Annotated in this window: 16 protein-coding genes and 1 tRNA gene; 13 read left to right on the top strand and 4 right to left on the bottom strand. The window is 70.4% G+C overall.

Annotated elements, in window-relative coordinates:
- The first annotated feature begins 50 nt into the window (after nucleotides 1-50).
- Complete coding sequence (locus ASC77_RS03150) at nucleotides 51-251, top strand: HGxxPAAW family protein (protein ID WP_056148740.1); 201 nt, start codon at nucleotides 51-53, stop codon at nucleotides 249-251.
- Nucleotides 252-261: 10 nt separating this feature from the next.
- Nucleotides 262-699: a DUF2752 domain-containing protein gene (locus ASC77_RS03145; RefSeq protein WP_056148739.1), complete on the top strand. Its 438-nt coding sequence runs from the start codon at nucleotides 262-264 to the stop codon at nucleotides 697-699.
- A gap of 21 nt (nucleotides 700-720) precedes the next feature.
- On the opposite strand, the gene ASC77_RS03140 is transcribed toward ASC77_RS03145, so the two are convergent.
- Nucleotides 721-1,065: a DUF4190 domain-containing protein gene (locus ASC77_RS03140; RefSeq protein WP_082574412.1), complete on the bottom strand. Its 345-nt coding sequence runs from the start codon at nucleotides 1,063-1,065 to the stop codon at nucleotides 721-723.
- A 98-nt stretch (nucleotides 1,066-1,163) separates the two neighbouring features.
- Between ASC77_RS03140 and trpC the strand changes: the two genes are divergently transcribed.
- The 8 genes from trpC to pyk all read left to right on the top strand — a co-directional run bounded on the left by trpC (nucleotide 1,164) and on the right by pyk (nucleotide 13,319).
- A complete protein-coding gene (gene trpC / locus ASC77_RS03135; protein WP_056148735.1) occupies nucleotides 1,164-1,946 on the top strand; it encodes an indole-3-glycerol phosphate synthase TrpC in 783 nt (260 codons plus the stop codon).
- A complete protein-coding gene (gene trpB, locus ASC77_RS03130) occupies nucleotides 1,943-3,187 on the top strand; it encodes a tryptophan synthase subunit beta (protein ID WP_056148733.1) in 1,245 nt (414 codons plus the stop codon). Before trpC ends, trpB begins: the two co-directional genes overlap by 4 nt.
- A complete protein-coding gene (gene trpA / locus ASC77_RS03125; protein ID WP_056148731.1) occupies nucleotides 3,184-3,981 on the top strand; it encodes a tryptophan synthase subunit alpha in 798 nt (265 codons plus the stop codon). Before trpB ends, trpA begins: the two co-directional genes overlap by 4 nt.
- The gene (locus ASC77_RS03120; RefSeq protein ID WP_056148728.1) at nucleotides 3,974-4,579 is read left to right on the top strand and encodes an SCO family protein; all 606 of its coding nucleotides are present in this window, start codon (nucleotides 3,974-3,976) and stop codon (nucleotides 4,577-4,579) included. Before trpA ends, ASC77_RS03120 begins: the two co-directional genes overlap by 8 nt.
- An 81-nt stretch (nucleotides 4,580-4,660) precedes the next feature.
- Entirely contained in the window at nucleotides 4,661-5,569 is a 909-nt protein-coding gene (gene lgt / locus ASC77_RS03115) for a prolipoprotein diacylglyceryl transferase (protein WP_056148726.1), read from the top strand.
- A 134-nt stretch (nucleotides 5,570-5,703) separates the two neighbouring features.
- Entirely contained in the window at nucleotides 5,704-10,254 is a 4,551-nt protein-coding gene (gltB, locus tag ASC77_RS03110) for a glutamate synthase large subunit (protein WP_056148724.1), read from the top strand.
- On the top strand, nucleotides 10,247-11,713 hold the full coding sequence (locus tag ASC77_RS03105; protein WP_056148722.1) for a glutamate synthase subunit beta: 1,467 nt from the start codon (nucleotides 10,247-10,249) through the stop codon (nucleotides 11,711-11,713). Before gltB ends, ASC77_RS03105 begins: the two co-directional genes overlap by 8 nt.
- Nucleotides 11,714-11,849: 136 nt before the next feature.
- On the top strand, nucleotides 11,850-13,319 hold the full coding sequence (gene pyk, locus ASC77_RS03100; RefSeq protein WP_056148721.1) for a pyruvate kinase: 1,470 nt from the start codon (nucleotides 11,850-11,852) through the stop codon (nucleotides 13,317-13,319).
- Between the two features lie 65 nt (nucleotides 13,320-13,384).
- On the opposite strand, the gene ASC77_RS03095 is transcribed toward pyk, so the two are convergent.
- The 3 genes from ASC77_RS03095 to ASC77_RS03085 form a co-directional block, all read right to left on the bottom strand.
- Nucleotides 13,385-13,576, bottom strand: a complete 192-nt coding sequence (locus tag ASC77_RS03095; protein WP_056148719.1) for a PLDc N-terminal domain-containing protein — start codon at nucleotides 13,574-13,576, stop codon at nucleotides 13,385-13,387.
- Between the two features lie 112 nt (nucleotides 13,577-13,688).
- On the bottom strand, nucleotides 13,689-13,868 hold the full coding sequence (locus ASC77_RS03090; protein WP_156390894.1) for a hypothetical protein: 180 nt from the start codon (nucleotides 13,866-13,868) through the stop codon (nucleotides 13,689-13,691).
- 44 nt (nucleotides 13,869-13,912) lie between these two features.
- A tRNA-Leu gene (locus ASC77_RS03085) sits at nucleotides 13,913-13,985 on the bottom strand.
- A gap of 110 nt (nucleotides 13,986-14,095) precedes the next feature.
- On the opposite strand from ASC77_RS03085, the gene ASC77_RS03080 reads away from it, so the two are divergent.
- From ASC77_RS03080 to ASC77_RS03070, 3 genes are all read left to right on the top strand, one after another.
- Nucleotides 14,096-14,296, top strand: coding sequence for a hypothetical protein (locus tag ASC77_RS03080; protein ID WP_156390893.1), 201 nt, complete (start codon nucleotides 14,096-14,098; stop codon nucleotides 14,294-14,296).
- A 45-nt stretch (nucleotides 14,297-14,341) separates the two neighbouring features.
- Nucleotides 14,342-14,959, top strand: a complete 618-nt coding sequence (locus ASC77_RS03075; protein WP_056148715.1) for an ANTAR domain-containing response regulator — start codon at nucleotides 14,342-14,344, stop codon at nucleotides 14,957-14,959.
- 174 nt (nucleotides 14,960-15,133) lie between these two features.
- The gene (locus ASC77_RS03070) at nucleotides 15,134-16,420 is read left to right on the top strand and encodes a branched-chain amino acid ABC transporter permease (RefSeq protein WP_200944878.1); all 1,287 of its coding nucleotides are present in this window, start codon (nucleotides 15,134-15,136) and stop codon (nucleotides 16,418-16,420) included.
- The last annotated feature ends 16 nt before the right edge of the window (nucleotides 16,421-16,436 follow it).

The following is a 16,436-nucleotide window of genomic DNA, read 5'->3' as shown; positions in this document are numbered from 1 at the left end:
AATGCTGTCTGCATTACCCACCAGGACCAGCCCCGCGCACGAGGAGCCCCATGTCTGACAACCACGGCAACACCCCTGCGGCCTGGACGTTCGTGACCGTCGCGATGCTGGGCTTCGTGGTCGGTGCCGCCGGGATGCTGTTCGACCCGATCAACTGGACCATCTTCTGGGTCGGTGTCGGCCTCGCCGTCGCATCGCTGGTGATCTTCGCGGTGATGGCCAAGCTCGGCTACCACGAGTCCGGCCACTGACGAGCTCGCGGTGACCACCACGGCAGCACCGGTCGCCGCGGAGGTCCGACCGCGCCGGCGCCGGATGCGCGCGCCGGTGCTGGTCATCGGTGGTCTCGCGGTCGCGAGCCTGGCGCTGCGGTTGCGCGACCCGCACGAGCACGGCTCGTGGGGCCTGTGCCCCAGCGCGGCGATGGGTGTCTACTGCCCGGGGTGCGGCGGCCTGCGGGCGGTCAACGACCTCACCCACGGCGACCTGTACGGCGCCGCCTCGAGCAACCTGGCCTTCGTGGTCGCGCTGCCGTTCATCGTGCTCGGCCTGGCGCTCTGGACGGCCGGCCGCTGGCGCGGCCGGCCGTACCAGGTGCCGATGAGCGTGATCCGGCCGGTCGCCTACACGGGGCTGGCGCTGCTCCTGGTGTTCACGGTGCTGCGCAACTTGCCGTTCGGCTCCTGGCTGGCGCCCTGACCCACGGGCTTCGGGCGTCGCTCAGACGTCCGCGGTGTAGCTGATGTCGATCGCCCCGGTGGCGACCAGGATCCAGTAGATGACGCCGAAGGCGATCCCGACGATGCCGAGGATGAAGCCCCACTTGGCGAGCCCCTCGCCCGTCTTGGCGCCCTGCGACTCGCGGACGTCCTTCTTGCCGAGGACACCGAAGACGACGCCGAGGATGCCGAAGATGAAGCAGCCCCAGAAGCACGGCAGCACGGCGAGGATGCCGAGCACCAGGCTGGCGATGGACATGCCGGACCGCTTCGGTGGCATCCCGCCGTACGGCGGGACGGGTGCGCCGTACTGCGGCGGCGGGGGAGGTGGTTCGGAGTAGCTCACAAGGGTTCCTTCGTTCGGCGGCCGGACCGTCTCACCGGCCGTGTTCAGCGGACACTACCCAGCGACGCGGCCTCCATGCCGCGTGAAACACTGGTGGCATGTCCGTGCTCGACGAGATCGTGTCCGGCGTGCGACTCGACCTCGCCGAGCGGGAGGCGACGACGACGCTCGCCGACCTGCGCGCCGCCCTGGCCGACGTCGATCCGCCGCGCGACCCGATGCCGCACTTCCGCGGGCCGGGCTCCAGCGTCATCGCCGAGGTCAAGCGGCGCAGCCCGAGCAAGGGCGACCTCGCCGACATCCCGGACCCCGCCGATCTCGCTCGCCAGTACGCCGCAGGGGGCGCGGCCGCCATCAGCGTGCTCACCGAGCGGCGCCGCTTCGGCGGCAGCCTCGATGACCTGCGCGCGGTGCGCGCCGCCGTCGACACCCCGATCCTGCGCAAGGACTTCATCGTCACCAGCTACCAGCTCGTCGAGGCGCGCGCCGCGGGTGCCGACCTGGCCCTGCTCATCGTCGCGGCGCTCGACGACGACACCCTGCGCCGCCTGCACGACGAGGCGCGCGAGCTCGGCCTCACCGTGCTCGTGGAGGTGCACGACGAGCCGGAGACCGAGCGGGCCGTCGACCTCGGTGCGGAGCTGGTCGGCGTCAACGCCCGCAACCTGAAGACGCTCGAGATCCACGACGACACGTTCGGCAGGCTCGCGCCGCTCATCCCCGACGACCGCGTCAAGGTCGCCGAGAGCGGCATCTTCGGCCCCGCAGACGTCGAGCGCTTCGTCGGAGAGGGCGCCCGTGCGGTCCTCGTCGGCGAGGCACTGGTGAAGGACGGCGACCCGCAGGCCGCGGTCGCCGCGATGACAGGAGTGACGACATGACGACCCATCCGGAACGGACCACGACGTTCGACGCGGATGAGCAGGGCTGGTTCGGCGGTCCCGCGGGGTTCGGCGGTCGATTCATGCCCGAGGCGCTGGTCGCCGCGTTGGACGAGCTGACGGTGGCGTGGCAGGAGGCGATGGCCGACCCGACGTTCGTCGCCGAGTTCGAGGCGATCCTGCGCGACTACGCCGGGATCCCCAGCCCGCTCTACTTCGCCGAGCGGCTCAGCGACAAGGTCGGCGCCCGGATCCTGCTCAAGCGCGAGGACCTCAACCACACCGGCGCCCACAAGATCCGCAACGTGCTCGGCCAGGCGCTGCTCACCAAGCGGATGGGCAAGTCGCGGGTGATCGCCGAGACCGGCGCCGGGCAGCACGGCGTCGCGAGCGCGACGGCCGCGGCGTACTTCGGGCTCGACTGCACCGTCTACATGGGCTCGGTCGACACCCGGCGCCAGGCGCTCAACGTCGCCCGGATGAACCTCCTGGGCGCCAAGGTCGTGGCCGTCGACTCCGGCAGCGCGACGCTCAAGGACGCGATCAACGAGGCACTGCGCGACTGGGTCGCGAGCGTCGACCACACGGCGTACCTCTTCGGCACCGCCGCCGGCCCGCACCCGTTCCCGACGATGGTCCGCGAGTTCTGCCGCGGCATCGGCGACGAGGCGCGGGCGCAGAGCATCGAGCAGTACGGCGGGCTGCCGGACGTGATCGCCGCCTGCGTGGGCGGCGGCTCCAACGCGATCGGCCTCTTCACCGCGTTCCTCGACGACCCCGACGTGGCGATCTACGGCTTCGAGGCCGGGGGAGACGGCTACGAGACCGGCCGGCACGCCGCGACCATCCGGGCCGGCGAGCGCGGCGTGCTCCACGGCGCCCGCACCTTCGTGCTCCAGGACGAGGACGGCCAGACCATCGAGTCGCACTCGATCTCGGCCGGGCTCGACTACCCGGGCGTCGGCCCCCAGCACTCCTACCTGGCGGACATCGGCCGTGCGACGTACGAGCCGGTGACCGACGCGGAGGCGATGGACGCGATGGCGCTGCTCGCGCGCACCGAGGGCATCATCCCGGCCATCGAGTCGGCGCACGCCCTCGCGGGTGCGCTGCGGATCGCGCCGGAGCACCAGGGCCAGACGATCCTGGTCAATCTCTCCGGTCGCGGCGACAAGGACATGGGCACCGCGCTCGAGTACTTCAAGCTCGGCGAGCCCGACGAGACCGAAGGACAGGCGTGAGCACCAGCACCGCGTTCGACGAGGCCAGGGCCGAGGACCGGGCGGCGCTGGTCGGCTACCTGCCCGCAGGCTTCCCCGACGTCGCGGGCAGCATCGAGGCGCTGCGCACCATGGTCGACGCGGGGTGCGACGTGATCGAGGTCGGGCTGCCCTACAGCGACCCGGTCATGGACGGGCCGATCATCCAGCGGGCGGTCCAGCAGGCGCTCGACACCGGCTTCCGGGTCGACGACGTCTTCCGGGTGGTGGAGGCCGTCGCGGCGACCGGGACGCCCACGCTGGTGATGACCAGCTGGAACCCGATCGAGCGACGCGGTGTCGACCGCTTCGCCCAGCAGGTCCAGGACGCCGGGGGCGCGGGCCTGATCACTCCCGACATCACCCCCGACTTCGCCGAGGAGTGGATCGCCGCGGCGGACGCCCGCGACCTCGACAAGGTCTTCCTGGTGTCCCCGTCGAGCACCGACGAGCGGATCGCGATGACGACGAGCCACTGCCGCGGCTTCGTGTACGCCACGGGCATCATGGGCGTCACCGGCACCAAGCAGGCGACGGCCGAGGGGGTGGCCCCCCTGATCGCGCGGACCAAGGCGACCACCGACCTCCCCGTCGGCGTGGGGGTCGGTGTCAGCACCCGTGCCCAGGCCGCCGACCTGTCGGCCCACGCCGACGCGGTGATCGTCGGCTCCGCGTTCGTGCGCACGCTGCTCGACCACTCCGACGACACCGGCGCCGGCCTGCGCGCCCTGGCGAGGCTGACCGAGGACCTCGCCGCCGGGGTACGGCGTGCGTAGTCGGGTCGCCGTCGTCCTCACCGCCCTGCTGCTCCCGCTCGCCGCGTGCGGCAGCAGCGAGCCCACGGGGCCGAGCGGGCTGCACGGCAACGAGCTGGACCCGCCGTTCGAGGTGTCGGCGACGCCGCTCACCGACACCGACGGGCAGCCGTTCTCGCTGACGAAGGACACCGACAAGCCGCTGACGATGGTGTTCTACGGCTACACGCACTGCCCGGACATCTGCCAGACGGTGATGTCCAACCTCGCCTCCGCGATGACCCGCCTCGACGACCAGGACCGCGAGCGGGTCGACGTGGTCTTCGTGACCACCGACCCCGCGCGGGACACCCAGGACGTGCTGAAGAAGTACCTCAGCCACTTCGACCCCGGCTTCATCGGGCTGACCGGCGACCTCGACACCATCGTGTCGGTCGCCCAGCCGATGGGCGTCGGGATCACCCAGGGCGAGAAGCTCCCGTCCGGCGGGTACGACGTCACCCACGGCACGACCATCACCGGCATCGACGCCGACGACGAGGGCACGGTCTACTGGAGCGAGGAGACCTCCTCCGCCGACTTCGCCGCCGACATCCACCACCTGCTCGACGCGGACTGACACGAGGACCATGAACACCCCACAGAATTGCGAGTTTCCCCCGCTCCGCTCCTCCATCTCACGATTCTGCGGGGACCCCGTATGAGCCCACTGCTGACCACCCTCTCGATCCCGAGCCCGTCGTCGGGCGTCTGGTACCTCGGGCCGTTCCCGCTGCGCGGCTACGCGCTGGCGATCATCCTCGGCATCGTCGCCGCGATCTGGATCGGGGAGCGGCGCTGGGTCGCCCGCGGCGGCCAGGCGGGCGACATCCAGGACATCGCGATCTGGGCGGTGCCGTTCGGCCTCGTCGGCGGCCGGCTCTACCACGTGATGACCGACCACGACCTCTACTTCGGGGCGGGCATGCACCCGATCGAGGCGCTCTACGTGTGGCGCGGCGGCCTCGGGGTCTGGGGTGCGATCGGGCTCGGTGCCGTCGGCGCGGTGATCGGCGCCAAGCGCAAGGGCATCAAGCTGCTGCCGGTCCTCGACGCGATGGCACCCGGCGTCCTGGTCGCACAGGCGCTCGGTCGCTGGGGCAACTGGTTCAACCAGGAGCTCTTCGGCAAGCCCACCGACCTGCCCTGGGCGCTGTCCGTCAGCGACAGCACGGCGGTCGACGCCGGCTACCCGCCGGGCACGACCTTCCACCCGACGTTCCTCTACGAGAGCCTCTGGTGCCTCGCGGCGTTCGCGATCCTGATCTGGGCGGACCGCAGGTTCCGGCTCGGCCACGGCCGGGTCGTGGCGCTCTACATCATGATCTACACGCTCGGTCGCAGCTGGATCGAGATGCTGCGCATCGACAACGTGGAGCTCAAGGACGTCGGCGGCTTCCGGTTCAACGTCTGGACCTCGCTGGTGCTCTTCGTGGCGGCCCTGATCTGGTTCGTGATCAGCGCCCGACGCCAGCCCGGCCGCGAGGAGCAGGTGTACGCCGACGGCCGCGGACCGCTCGCGCAGGACCCCGAGGATTCGACCGCGGACAGGGGTCCGGAACACCCCTAGAGCGGTGTTAACCTGTCCTTTCTGCCAGGGCCAATGTCGTCCCCTGCCCGCAGAATCTGCTTCGCTGATCCGCTGGTGCCGGCCCGACAACGTCGTGGGGCAGGCCCGGCGCTGAGACGACGGGAGAATGCCCGGTGCACTCTTCGCACGCATTCCCGCCGCCCCAAGGGCTGTACGACCCCCGCCACGAGCACGACGCCTGCGGTGTCGCGTTCGTCGCGACGCTCACCGGCGTCGCGAGCCACGACATCGTGGCGAAGGCGCTGACCGCACTCCGCAACCTCGACCACCGCGGCGCCGCCGGCGCCGAGGTCAACTCCGGCGACGGTGCCGGCATCCTGCTGCAGGTCCCGGACGCGTTCCTGCGCGCCGTCGTGGACTTCGAGCTCCCCGGACAGCACGCGTACGCCGTCGGCACGGCGTTCCTGCCCGGCGACCCCGAGGAGGTCACCAAGACCCGCAGCCGGATCGAGGAGATCGCCGCCGAGGAGGGCCTGACCGTCCTCGGCTGGCGCGACGTCCCGGTCCAGCCGGCCGGTCTCGGCCAGATGGCGCTCGGCGTGATGCCGACCTTCGCCCAGCTCTTCGTCGCGGGCAAGGGCACTCGGGTCACCGGGATGGCGCTGGAGCGGCTCGCCTTCTGCCTGCGCAAGCGCGCCGAGCGCGAGACCGACGTCTACTTCCCGTCGCTGTCGTCGCGCACCCTGGCCTACAAGGGCATGCTCACCACGGACCAGCTCGACAAGTTCTTCCCCGACCTGGTCGACGAGCGGATCGCCTCGGCCCTCGCGGTCGTGCACTCGCGGTTCTCGACGAACACGTTCCCGAGCTGGCCGCTGGCCCACCCCTTCCGGTTCATCGCCCACAACGGTGAGATCAACACGGTCATGGGCAACCGGAACTGGATGCGCGCCCGCGAGGCGCTGCTCGGCTCCGACGTGATCCCGGGCGACCTGGACCGGCTGTTCCCGATCTGCACCCCCGGTGCGTCCGACTCCGCGTCGTTCGACGAGGTGCTCGAGCTGCTGCACATGGGTGGCCGCTCGCTGCCGCACTCGGTGCTGATGATGATCCCCGAGGCGTGGGAGAACCACGCCGAGATGGACGCCAAGCGGCGTGCCTTCTACGAGTTCCACTCCGCCGTGATGGAGCCCTGGGACGGCCCGGCGTGCGTCGTCTTCACCGACGGCTCGCAGATCGGCGCGGTCCTCGACCGCAACGGCCTCCGGCCGTCGCGCTACTGGGTCACCGACGACGGTCTCGTCGTGCTGGCCTCCGAGGTCGGCGTGCTCGACCTCGACCCCGCCTCGATCGTCCGCAAGGGCCGCCTCCAGCCGGGCCGGATGTTCCTCGTCGACACCGACGAGCACCGGATCATCGAGGACGAGGAGATCAAGACGGAGCTCGCCTCGGAGCACCCCTACGACGAGTGGCTGCACGCCGGCCTGATCAACCTCGCCGACGTGACCGAGCGCGAGCACATCATCCACACGCACGCCTCGGTGACCCGCCGCCAGCAGGTCTTCGGCTACACCGAGGAGGAGCTGCGGGTCATCCTGACGCCGATGGCCAACGGCGGCGGCGAGCCGCTGGGCTCGATGGGCACCGACACGCCGCTGGCGTCGCTGAGCGAGAAGCCCCGGCTGCTGTTCGACTACTTCAGCCAGCTCTTCGCCCAGGTCACCAACCCGCCGCTCGACGCGATCCGCGAGGAGCTGGTCACCTCGCTGGCCGGCACCATCGGGCCGGAGTACAACCTGCTCGAGCCGGCGCCGGCGTCCTGTCGCATGGTCGTCCTGCCGTTCCCGGTCATCTCCAACGACGACCTGGCCAAGATCCGGCACATCAACCGCGACGGCGACATGCCCGGCTTCATCACCCACGTCTCGCGCGGGCTCTACCCCGTCGAGGGCGGGGGAGCCGCGATGGCCGAGCGGATCGACGAGATCTGCGCGGAGGTGTCCGCGGCGATCGCCGACGGCGCCCGCGTCATCGTGCTGTCCGACCGCCACTCCACCGCCGAGCACGCGCCGATCCCGTCGCTGCTGCTCACCGGCGCGGTGCACCACCACCTGGTGCGCGAGAAGACCCGCACCCAGGTCGGGCTCCTGGTCGAGGCCGGCGACGTCCGCGAGGTGCACCACGTCGCGCTGCTCGTCGGGTACGGCGCGGCCGCGGTCAACCCCTACCTGGCGATGGAGTCGGTGGAGGACCTGGCCCGCGAGGGCTACTACGTCTCCGCCGAGCCGGAGCAGGCCGTCAAGAACCTGATCAAGGCGCTCGGCAAGGGCGTCCTCAAGGTGATGTCCAAGATGGGCGTCTCCACGGTCGCGTCCTACACCGGTGCGCAGATCTTCGAGGCGGTCGGGCTGTCGCAGGCGGTCGTCGACCGCTACTTCACCGGCACCACCTCCAAGCTCGGCGGCATCGAGCTCGACACGATCGCCGAGGAAGTCGCTCGCCGGCACGCCACGGCGTACCCGCGCGGCGGCATCCTGCCCGCGCACCGCGAGCTCGAGATCGGCGGCGAGTACCAGTGGCGTCGCGAGGGCGAGCCGCACCTGTTCGACCCGGAGACGGTCTTCCGGCTGCAGCACTCCACCCGCAGCGGCCGCTACGACATCTTCAAGCAGTACACGGCGCGCGTGGACGAGCAGTCCGAGCGGCTGATGACGCTGCGCGGGCTCTTCCGCTTCAAGGACGCCGACGGCTCCGGTCGTCAGCCGATCCCGATCGAGCAGGTCGAGCCGGTCTCCGAGATCGTGAAGCGGTTCTCGACCGGCGCGATGTCGTACGGCTCGATCAGCAAGGAGGCGCACGAGACCCTCGCGATCGCCATGAACCGGCTGGGCGCCAAGTCCAACACCGGTGAGGGCGGCGAGGACCCCGACCGCCTCTACGACCCGGAGCGTCGCAGCTCGATCAAGCAGGTCGCGTCGGGCCGCTTCGGCGTGACGTCGGAGTACCTCACCAACGCCGACGACATCCAGATCAAGATGGCGCAGGGCGCGAAGCCCGGCGAGGGCGGGCAGCTGCCCGGCAACAAGGTCTACCCGTGGGTGGCCAAGACCCGGCACTCGACGCCGGGTGTCGGCCTGATCAGCCCGCCGCCGCACCACGACATCTACTCGATCGAGGACCTGGCGCAGCTGATCCACGACCTCAAGAACGCCAACCCCGCGGCCCGCGTGCACGTCAAGCTGGTCTCCGAGGTGGGAGTCGGCACGGTCGCAGCGGGCGTCTCGAAGGCGCACGCCGACGTCGTCCTGATCTCCGGGCACGACGGCGGCACCGGCGCGGCGCCGCTGACCTCGCTCAAGCACGCCGGCGGTCCCTGGGAGCTCGGCCTCGCCGAGACCCAGCAGACGCTGCTCCTCAACGGGCTGCGCGACCGGATCGTCGTGCAGACCGACGGGCAGCTCAAGACCGGCCGTGACGTTGTCATCGCCGCCCTCCTCGGCGCCGAGGAGTTCGGCTTCGCCTCGGCACCGCTGGTCGTGTCGGGCTGCATCATGATGCGGGTCTGCCACCTCGACACCTGCCCGGTGGGCGTCGCGACCCAGAACCCGGTGCTGCGCGAGCGCTACTCCGGCAAGGCCGAGTACGTCGTGAACTTCTTCGAGTTCATCGCCGAGGAGGTGCGCGAGATCCTGGCCGAGCTGGGCTTCCGCACCATCGAGGAGGCGATCGGGCAGGTCGCGACCCTCGACGTCCGCGAGGCCGTCGACCACTGGAAGGCGTCCGGGCTCGACCTGACGCCGGTGCTGCACCAGCCGGACCGCTCGGCGTTCCCCGACCAGGACCTCTACCGCACCAAGTCGCAGGACCACGGTCTCGAGAAGTCGCTCGACGTCACGGAGCTGGTGCCGCTGGCCCAGCCCGCGATCGAGAGCGGGGAGCCGGTCCGCGCCCAGGTCGCGATCCGCAACGTCAACCGCACCGTCGGCACGATCCTCGGCCACGAGGTCACCAAGAAGTACGGCGGCGAGGGCCTGCCCGACGGCACGATCGACATCACGTTCACCGGGTCGGCCGGGCAGTCGTTCGGCGCGTTCGTCCCGCGAGGTATCACCCTGCGGCTCGAGGGCGACGCCAACGACTACGTCGGCAAGGGGCTCTCGGGCGGGCGCATCGTCGTACGCCCGGACCGCGCGGCGACGTTCAACAGCGACGAGCAGATCATCGCCGGCAACACGATCGCGTACGGCGCCACCTCGGGCCAGATCTTCCTGCGCGGCGGAGTCGGCGAGCGGTTCGCCGTGCGCAACTCCGGCGCCTGGCTGGTCAACGAGGGCGTGGGCGACCACGGCTGCGAGTACATGACCGGCGGCCGGGTCGTCGTCCTGGGCAAGACCGGGCGCAACTTCGCCGCGGGCATGTCCGGTGGCATCGCCTGGGTGCTCGACCTCAAGCCGCAGCGCGTCAACACCGAGCTCGTCGAGCTCGGCCCGGTCGTCGGGGACGCCGCGGTGGAGCTCGAGCAGCTGGTGCGCAGCCACCTCGAGGAGACCGGCTCAGTCGTCGCCGAGCAGCTGCTGGCCGACTGGGAGACGTCGCTGACCCGCTTCACCGAGGTGATGCCGGGTGACTACCGCAAGTCGCTCGAGGCGAAGGCCAAGGCTGAGGCCGACGGCCTCGACGAGAACGAGACCGCCCACGCGATGATGGAGGCGCTCCATGGCTGACCCCCGCGGATTCCTGAAGGACGGCCGGGAGGTCGCCGAGCGGCGCCCGGTCGAGGAGCGCATCCAGGACTGGAACGAGGTCTACCCCGGCAGCGCCGGGCGCGCCCTGCTCCCGATCATCACCCAGCAGGCCGGGCGCTGCATGGACTGCGGCATCCCGTTCTGCCACCAGGGCTGCCCGCTCGGCAACATCATCCCGGAGTGGAACGACCTGGTCTGGCGCGACGACTGGGAGGGCGCGATCGAGCGCCTGCACGCGACCAACAACTTCCCGGAGTTCACCGGTCGCCTGTGCCCGGCCCCGTGCGAGACCGCCTGCGTCCTGGGCATCAACCAGGACCCGGTGACGATCAAGAACGTCGAGGTCTCGATCATCGACAAGGCGTGGGAGTCCGGCCTGGTCCGGCCCCAGCCGCCGGAGTGGCTCTCGGGCCGCACGGTCGCCGTGATCGGCTCGGGTCCCGCCGGACTCGCCGCCGCCCAGCAGCTCACCCGTGCGGGTCACACCGTCGCGGTCTACGAGCGGGCGGACAAGATCGGCGGCCTGCTGCGCTACGGCATCCCCGAGTTCAAGATGGAGAAGAAGCACCTCGACAAGCGTCTCGAGCAGATGCGTCGCGAGGGCACCGTCTTCCGGGCCGGCGTCGACGTCGGCTCCGCGCTCGGCGCCGACAAGCTCAAGGAGCGCTACGACGCCGTCGTGCTCGCCATGGGCGCCACCGACCCCCGCGACCTGGGCATCACCGGGCGCGAGCTCGGCGGCATCCACCAGGCGATGGAGTTCCTCCCGCAGGCCAACCGGGTCGCCCTCGGCGAGGAGGTCGAGGACCAGATCCTGGCCACCGACAAGCACGTGGTGATCATCGGCGGCGGAGACACGGGCGCGGACTGCCTCGGCACCTCGACCCGCCAGGGCGCGGCGTCGATCACGCAGCTGGAGATCATGCCCGAGCCGCCGGAGTCGCGCCCGGCCGGTCAGCCCTGGCCGACGTACCCGATGACGTTCCGGGTCTCCTCGGCGCACGAGGAGGCGGGGGAGCGGGTCTACGCCGTCTCGACCAAGGAGTTCCTCGGCGACGAGGACGGCAACATCCGGGCGCTCAAGCTCGTCGACGTGGTGTTCGAAGGTGGCAAGCTCACCGAGATCGAGGGCACCGAGCGCGAGATCCCGGCCCAGCTGGTGCTCTTCGCGATGGGCTTCCTCGGTCCCGAGAAGCCGGGCCTGGTCGAGCAGCTCGGCGTCGACCTCGACGAGCGCGGCAACGTCAAGCGCGACCTCGGCTACCAGTCCTCGGTGCCCGGCGTGTTCGTCGCCGGCGACGCGGGCCGCGGCCAGTCGCTGATCGTGTGGGCGATCGCCGAGGGCCGCGCCGCGGCCGCCGCGGTGGACACCTACCTCACCGGGTCGACGACGCTGCCGTCGCCGATCAAGCCGACCGAGCGCCCGCTGGTCGTCTGAGCACCTGCCCGAGCACGGCCGAGTCGGCGCTGTCTCGCCCGGGTCTAGGGTGAAGCAGCGCCGACTCGGCGATTTCACGGCCCGGCCGACGGGAGTTTGGTCTTTGAAAGGTCAAAGTGGCGGTAAGGTGAGACACGTGCGTAGAGCCAAGATCGTCTGCACCCTCGGCCCGGCGACCTCGTCGCCCCGTCGGATCCGCGAGCTCGTGTACGCCGGGATGGATGTCGCCCGGCTGAACATGAGCCACGGGTCCCACGAGGACCACGCGGAGGCGTACCGCCTCGTGCGGGAGGCCTCCGACGCGAGCGGCCACGGCGTCGGGATCTTCGCCGACCTGCAGGGCCCCAAGATCCGGCTCGAGACGTTCCCCGACGGCCCGGTGCAGCTGCGCCGCGGCCAGGAGTGGGTCATCACGACCCGCGACGTGGCGGGCGACGACAAGATCTGCGGCACGACGTACAAGGGGCTGCCCGGCGACGTGAACGTCGGCGACCCGCTGCTGATCGACGACGGCAAGATCCGGCTCCGGGTGACCGGCGTCGTCGACGGCACCGACGTGCACACCGAGGTCCTGGTCGGCGGCAAGGTCTCCAACAACAAGGGGATCAACCTGCCGGGCGTCGCCGTCTCCGTGCCGGCGCTGTCGGAGAAGGACATCGAGGACCTGCGGTTCGCGCTGCACCTCACCGTCGACTTCATCGCGCTCAGCTTCGTGCGCGACGCCAAGGACGCCGACGACGTCCGCAAGATCATGGACGAGGAGGGCATCCACGTCCCGGTCATCGCCAAGATCGAGAAGCCGCAGGCGATCGAGAACCTCGACGAGGTCATCGACGCCTTCGACGGCTTCATGGTCGCGCGCGGTGACCTCGCGGTGGAGTGCCCGCTCGAGGACGTGCCGTTCCTGCAGAAGCAGATCGTGCGCAAGGCCCGCCTGCACGCCAAGCCGGTGATCGTCGCGACCCAGATGCTCGAGTCGATGATCTCCAGCCCCGCGCCGACCCGCGCCGAGGCCTCCGACGTCGCCAACGCGGTCCTCGACGGCGCCGACGCGGTGATGCTGTCCGGCGAGACCAGCGTGGGGGAGTTCCCCGTGCACACCGTGGAGACGATGGCGCGGATCATCACCTCCACCGAGGAGCACGCGATCCGCAACAGCGAGGGCGCCGGCGTCTTCGCCAAGATCGACTGGGACCCGCACACCCGCTCCGGTGTGATCGCCAAGGCGGCCGAGGAGGTCGCCGAGCGGGTCGACGCCAAGTACGTCGTCGCGTTCACCACCAGCGGCGACTCGGCGCGCCGGATGTCGCGGCTGCGCGGCCCGATCCCGGTCCTGGCCTTCACGCCCGTGCCGGCCGTCCGCTCCCAGCTGGCGCTGAGCTGGGGCGTGGAGACGTTCCTGACCCAGATGGTCGAGCACACCGACGAGATGGTCCGTCAGGTCGACGACCAGCTGCTCCAGATCGGCCGGGTGACCGAGGGCGACCTCGTCGTGATCATCGCCGGCGCGCCGCCCGGCATCCCCGGCTCCACCAACGCGCTCCGCATCCACCGGATGGGTGACGCCATCAACGAGGTCGCTCCGGCGTACAAGCGCCAGCACTGACGCGGACGTCATGCGGACGGAGCATCCGTCTGCTCCGTCCGTATGACGTCACGCTGTGACGAGCGTCAGATGACGGCCTTCTGGCCGCCGAACTCCTTGCGACCCCAGACCGCCCAGACGATGGCGGTGATGATCGAGAAGAGGATCGCGCAGACGATCCACACGACCTTGGCGATGGTGCTCGCCCCGGAGCGAACCACCTCGATGATCACCCAGATGGCCGCGATCAGGCCGATGATGCCGATGATTGTTCCCATGACCACTCCTTTGGTGTGTTCTGACGGGTGACCGTACCCCGCCCCGAGCCGGTATAGGGCCCGCCCCGCGGAGTGCTCCAGACCGTCGACGACGCATCGAGGCCTCGCGTCGTCAGGACGTGAGGCCGATCAGCTCATCGAGCCGCGCGACGGAGGCCTTCGAACGAGGAGGGCGTCCGCCGCGCCACTCCCGGAGAGCCGCACGACTGATGCCCGTCCGTCGGCTGACCTCGGACAGGGTGTGCTGGGCCAGGAGCTCGAGGGCAATCTCGCGCGTCGGGTCGTCGTACACGCCTCGACGGTCGCCCATGGCACCGACATCGATGCATCCGTGGGTGCCCCGGGTGGGATTCGAACCCACACTGGATGGTGTTTGAGACCACTCTCTCTGCCGTTGGAGTACCGGGGCCCGCGGCGCGAGAAACCCTAACGGACAGCGGGCGCGACGCCGGCCTTGGCTAAAGTCGATCGAACTACTACAGTTTCGAGCACGCGGGTGCTCGGGCAGTGGAGGTCGACATGTGGAAGCCGTGGCAGCAGGCCAGTGGATGGGGCCACGCCAGCAACGAACGAGCCATCGGCAACGCCCGGTCGGCTGCGACCCTGCTCAGTCGCCGGCGCGTGGAGCGCGAGGAGGTCGAGCTCTTCCTGCGCGACCGGGCGACGCGACCGGTGCCGCTGCCGGGGGTCGCGCCGGGGGTCGCACCGCGTCCAGCCTGACGGGTGCGCGGCGTACGACGGCGCGCGGGCGGATAACCTGCTGCCGTGACGCAGCCGACCGACCAGCCGACCCCGGGTGCTGCCGCCCGCCGGGTCGTCATCGCCGAGGACGAGGTCCTCATCCGGATGGACCTCGCCGAGATGCTCTCCGACGAGGGGTACGACGTCGTCGGCCAGGCCGGTGACGGGGCGAAGGCGGTCGAGCTGGCCGAGGAGCTCCGCCCGGACCTGGTCATCCTCGACGTGAAGATGCCGGTGCTCGACGGCATCGCCGCCGCCGAGCGGATCGCCGGGCAGCGGATCGCGCCGGTCGTCATCCTGACGGCGTTCTCGCAGCGCGACCTCGTCGAGCGCGCGCGCGACGCCGGTGCCATGGCCTACCTGGTCAAGCCCTTCAGCCAGACCGACCTGGTGCCGGCGATCGAGATGGCCGTGAGCCGGTTCGCCGAGCTCTCGATGCTCGAGTCCGAGGTCGCCGACCTGACCGAGCGCCTGGAGACCCGCAAGGCGGTCGAGCGGGCCAAGAACGTGCTCCAGGACCAGCTCAAGCTCTCCGAGCCCGACGCGTTCCGGTGGATCCAGAAGACCGCGATGGATCTACGTCTGTCGATGCGGCAGGTCGCCGAGGGCGTCATCGCGCACGGCCCCGGCATCGCCGGCTGAGGCGAGACGTTTCCGGTAGATCACGCTTCGGTAAAGGCTGCGCGTGTGCCGCGCCGGGAAGTCGGAGGACTGGCGCTTCACTCGCCGTTCACCCCTAGACTGCCGTCCGAACCCAGCCGGGTTCTGGATGGGAGGACCGAGTTGAAGTCTCGACACGTCGTCCGTGAGCGGACCGTGCGCAGGGGGGTAGCGGGACTCATTCTCGCGCTCCTGCTCGCGCCGGTGCTCGCGCTGATTTCCTCGGGTCCGGCCAGCGCCGTCGACACGCTGTGCCTCCCGGGGCCTGACAAGGCCTGCATCGCCGGCACCATCCGCACCGAGGACGGGCCCCTCGCCGACGTGAAGCTGACCGTCACCGACGAGGCGGGCACCGCCACCGAGGTGACCACCAGCGAGACCGGCAAGTGGAACGTCCAGGTCGAGAAGGAGGGTCCGTACGTCGTCAAGGTCGACGAGTCGACGCTCCCCAAGGACCTGGTCGTCGACACCGGTGAGGTCACCGTCGCGGCGAAGTTCGGCGTCACCAAGCCCGCGCTGCTCACGATCCGCACGGCTGACTACAGCGCCTCGACGAGCAAGTTCGACGAGCTCGTCCAGAGCACGGTCAACGGCCTGCGGCTGGGCCTGCTGCTCGCGCTCGCCTCGGTCGGCCTGTCGCTCATCTACGGCACCACCGGCCTCTCCAACTTCGCGCACGCGGAGCAGGTGACGCTCGGCGGCATGCTCGGCTACCTGCTCATCAACCAGCACGGGCTCGGTCTGTGGATCGGCGGCCTGGTCGTGGTGATCCTGTGCGCGTTCACGGGGTGGTTCCAGGACCGGGTGCTGTGGCAACCACTACGACGCCGCGGCCTGGGCCTGACCCAGATGATGATCGTGACGATCGGTCTCTCCCTGGCGCTCCAGTACGTGTACCAGTACACGGTCGGTGCCCGCACCGTCCGCGTGCTGCAGGACAACCCGTCGGTGCGCGAGTTCGGGCCGGTCACGATCACCAACCAGTCGATCGTCGCGATGGTGATCTCGGTGATCGTGCTGGCGGGCGTCGGGTACGCCCTGCTCCGCACCCGGATCGGTCGCGCCACTCGCGCCGTCTCCGACAACCCGGCGCTCGCGTCGGCGTCGGGCATCGACACCGACCGGGTGATCCGCCTGGTGTGGACGGTCGCGATGGGCCTCGCCGGTCTCTCCGGTCTCCTCTACGCGCTGGTCACCAACGGCATCAAGTGGGACTCCGGTCTCCAGATCCTGCTGCTGCTCTTCGCGGCGGTCACCCTCGGTGGCCTCGGCACCGCGTTCGGCGCCCTCATCGGCGCCATCATCATCGGCCTGGTCGTGGAGCTGTCGCCGGTCCTGGGCATGCCCGGTGACTTCAAGTACGCGACCGCGCTGCTGATCTTGATCCTGCTCCTGCTCGTGCGACCGCAAGGTCTGCTCGGCAAGCCGCAGCGGGTCGGGTAAGGGGAGGACTGAAGAC

Origin of the sequence: Nocardioides sp. Root1257, assembly GCF_001425175.1 — a bacterium.
GTDB lineage: Bacteria > Actinomycetota > Actinomycetes > Propionibacteriales > Nocardioidaceae > Nocardioides.
This window is presented reverse-complemented; position numbering and strand designations above follow the sequence as displayed.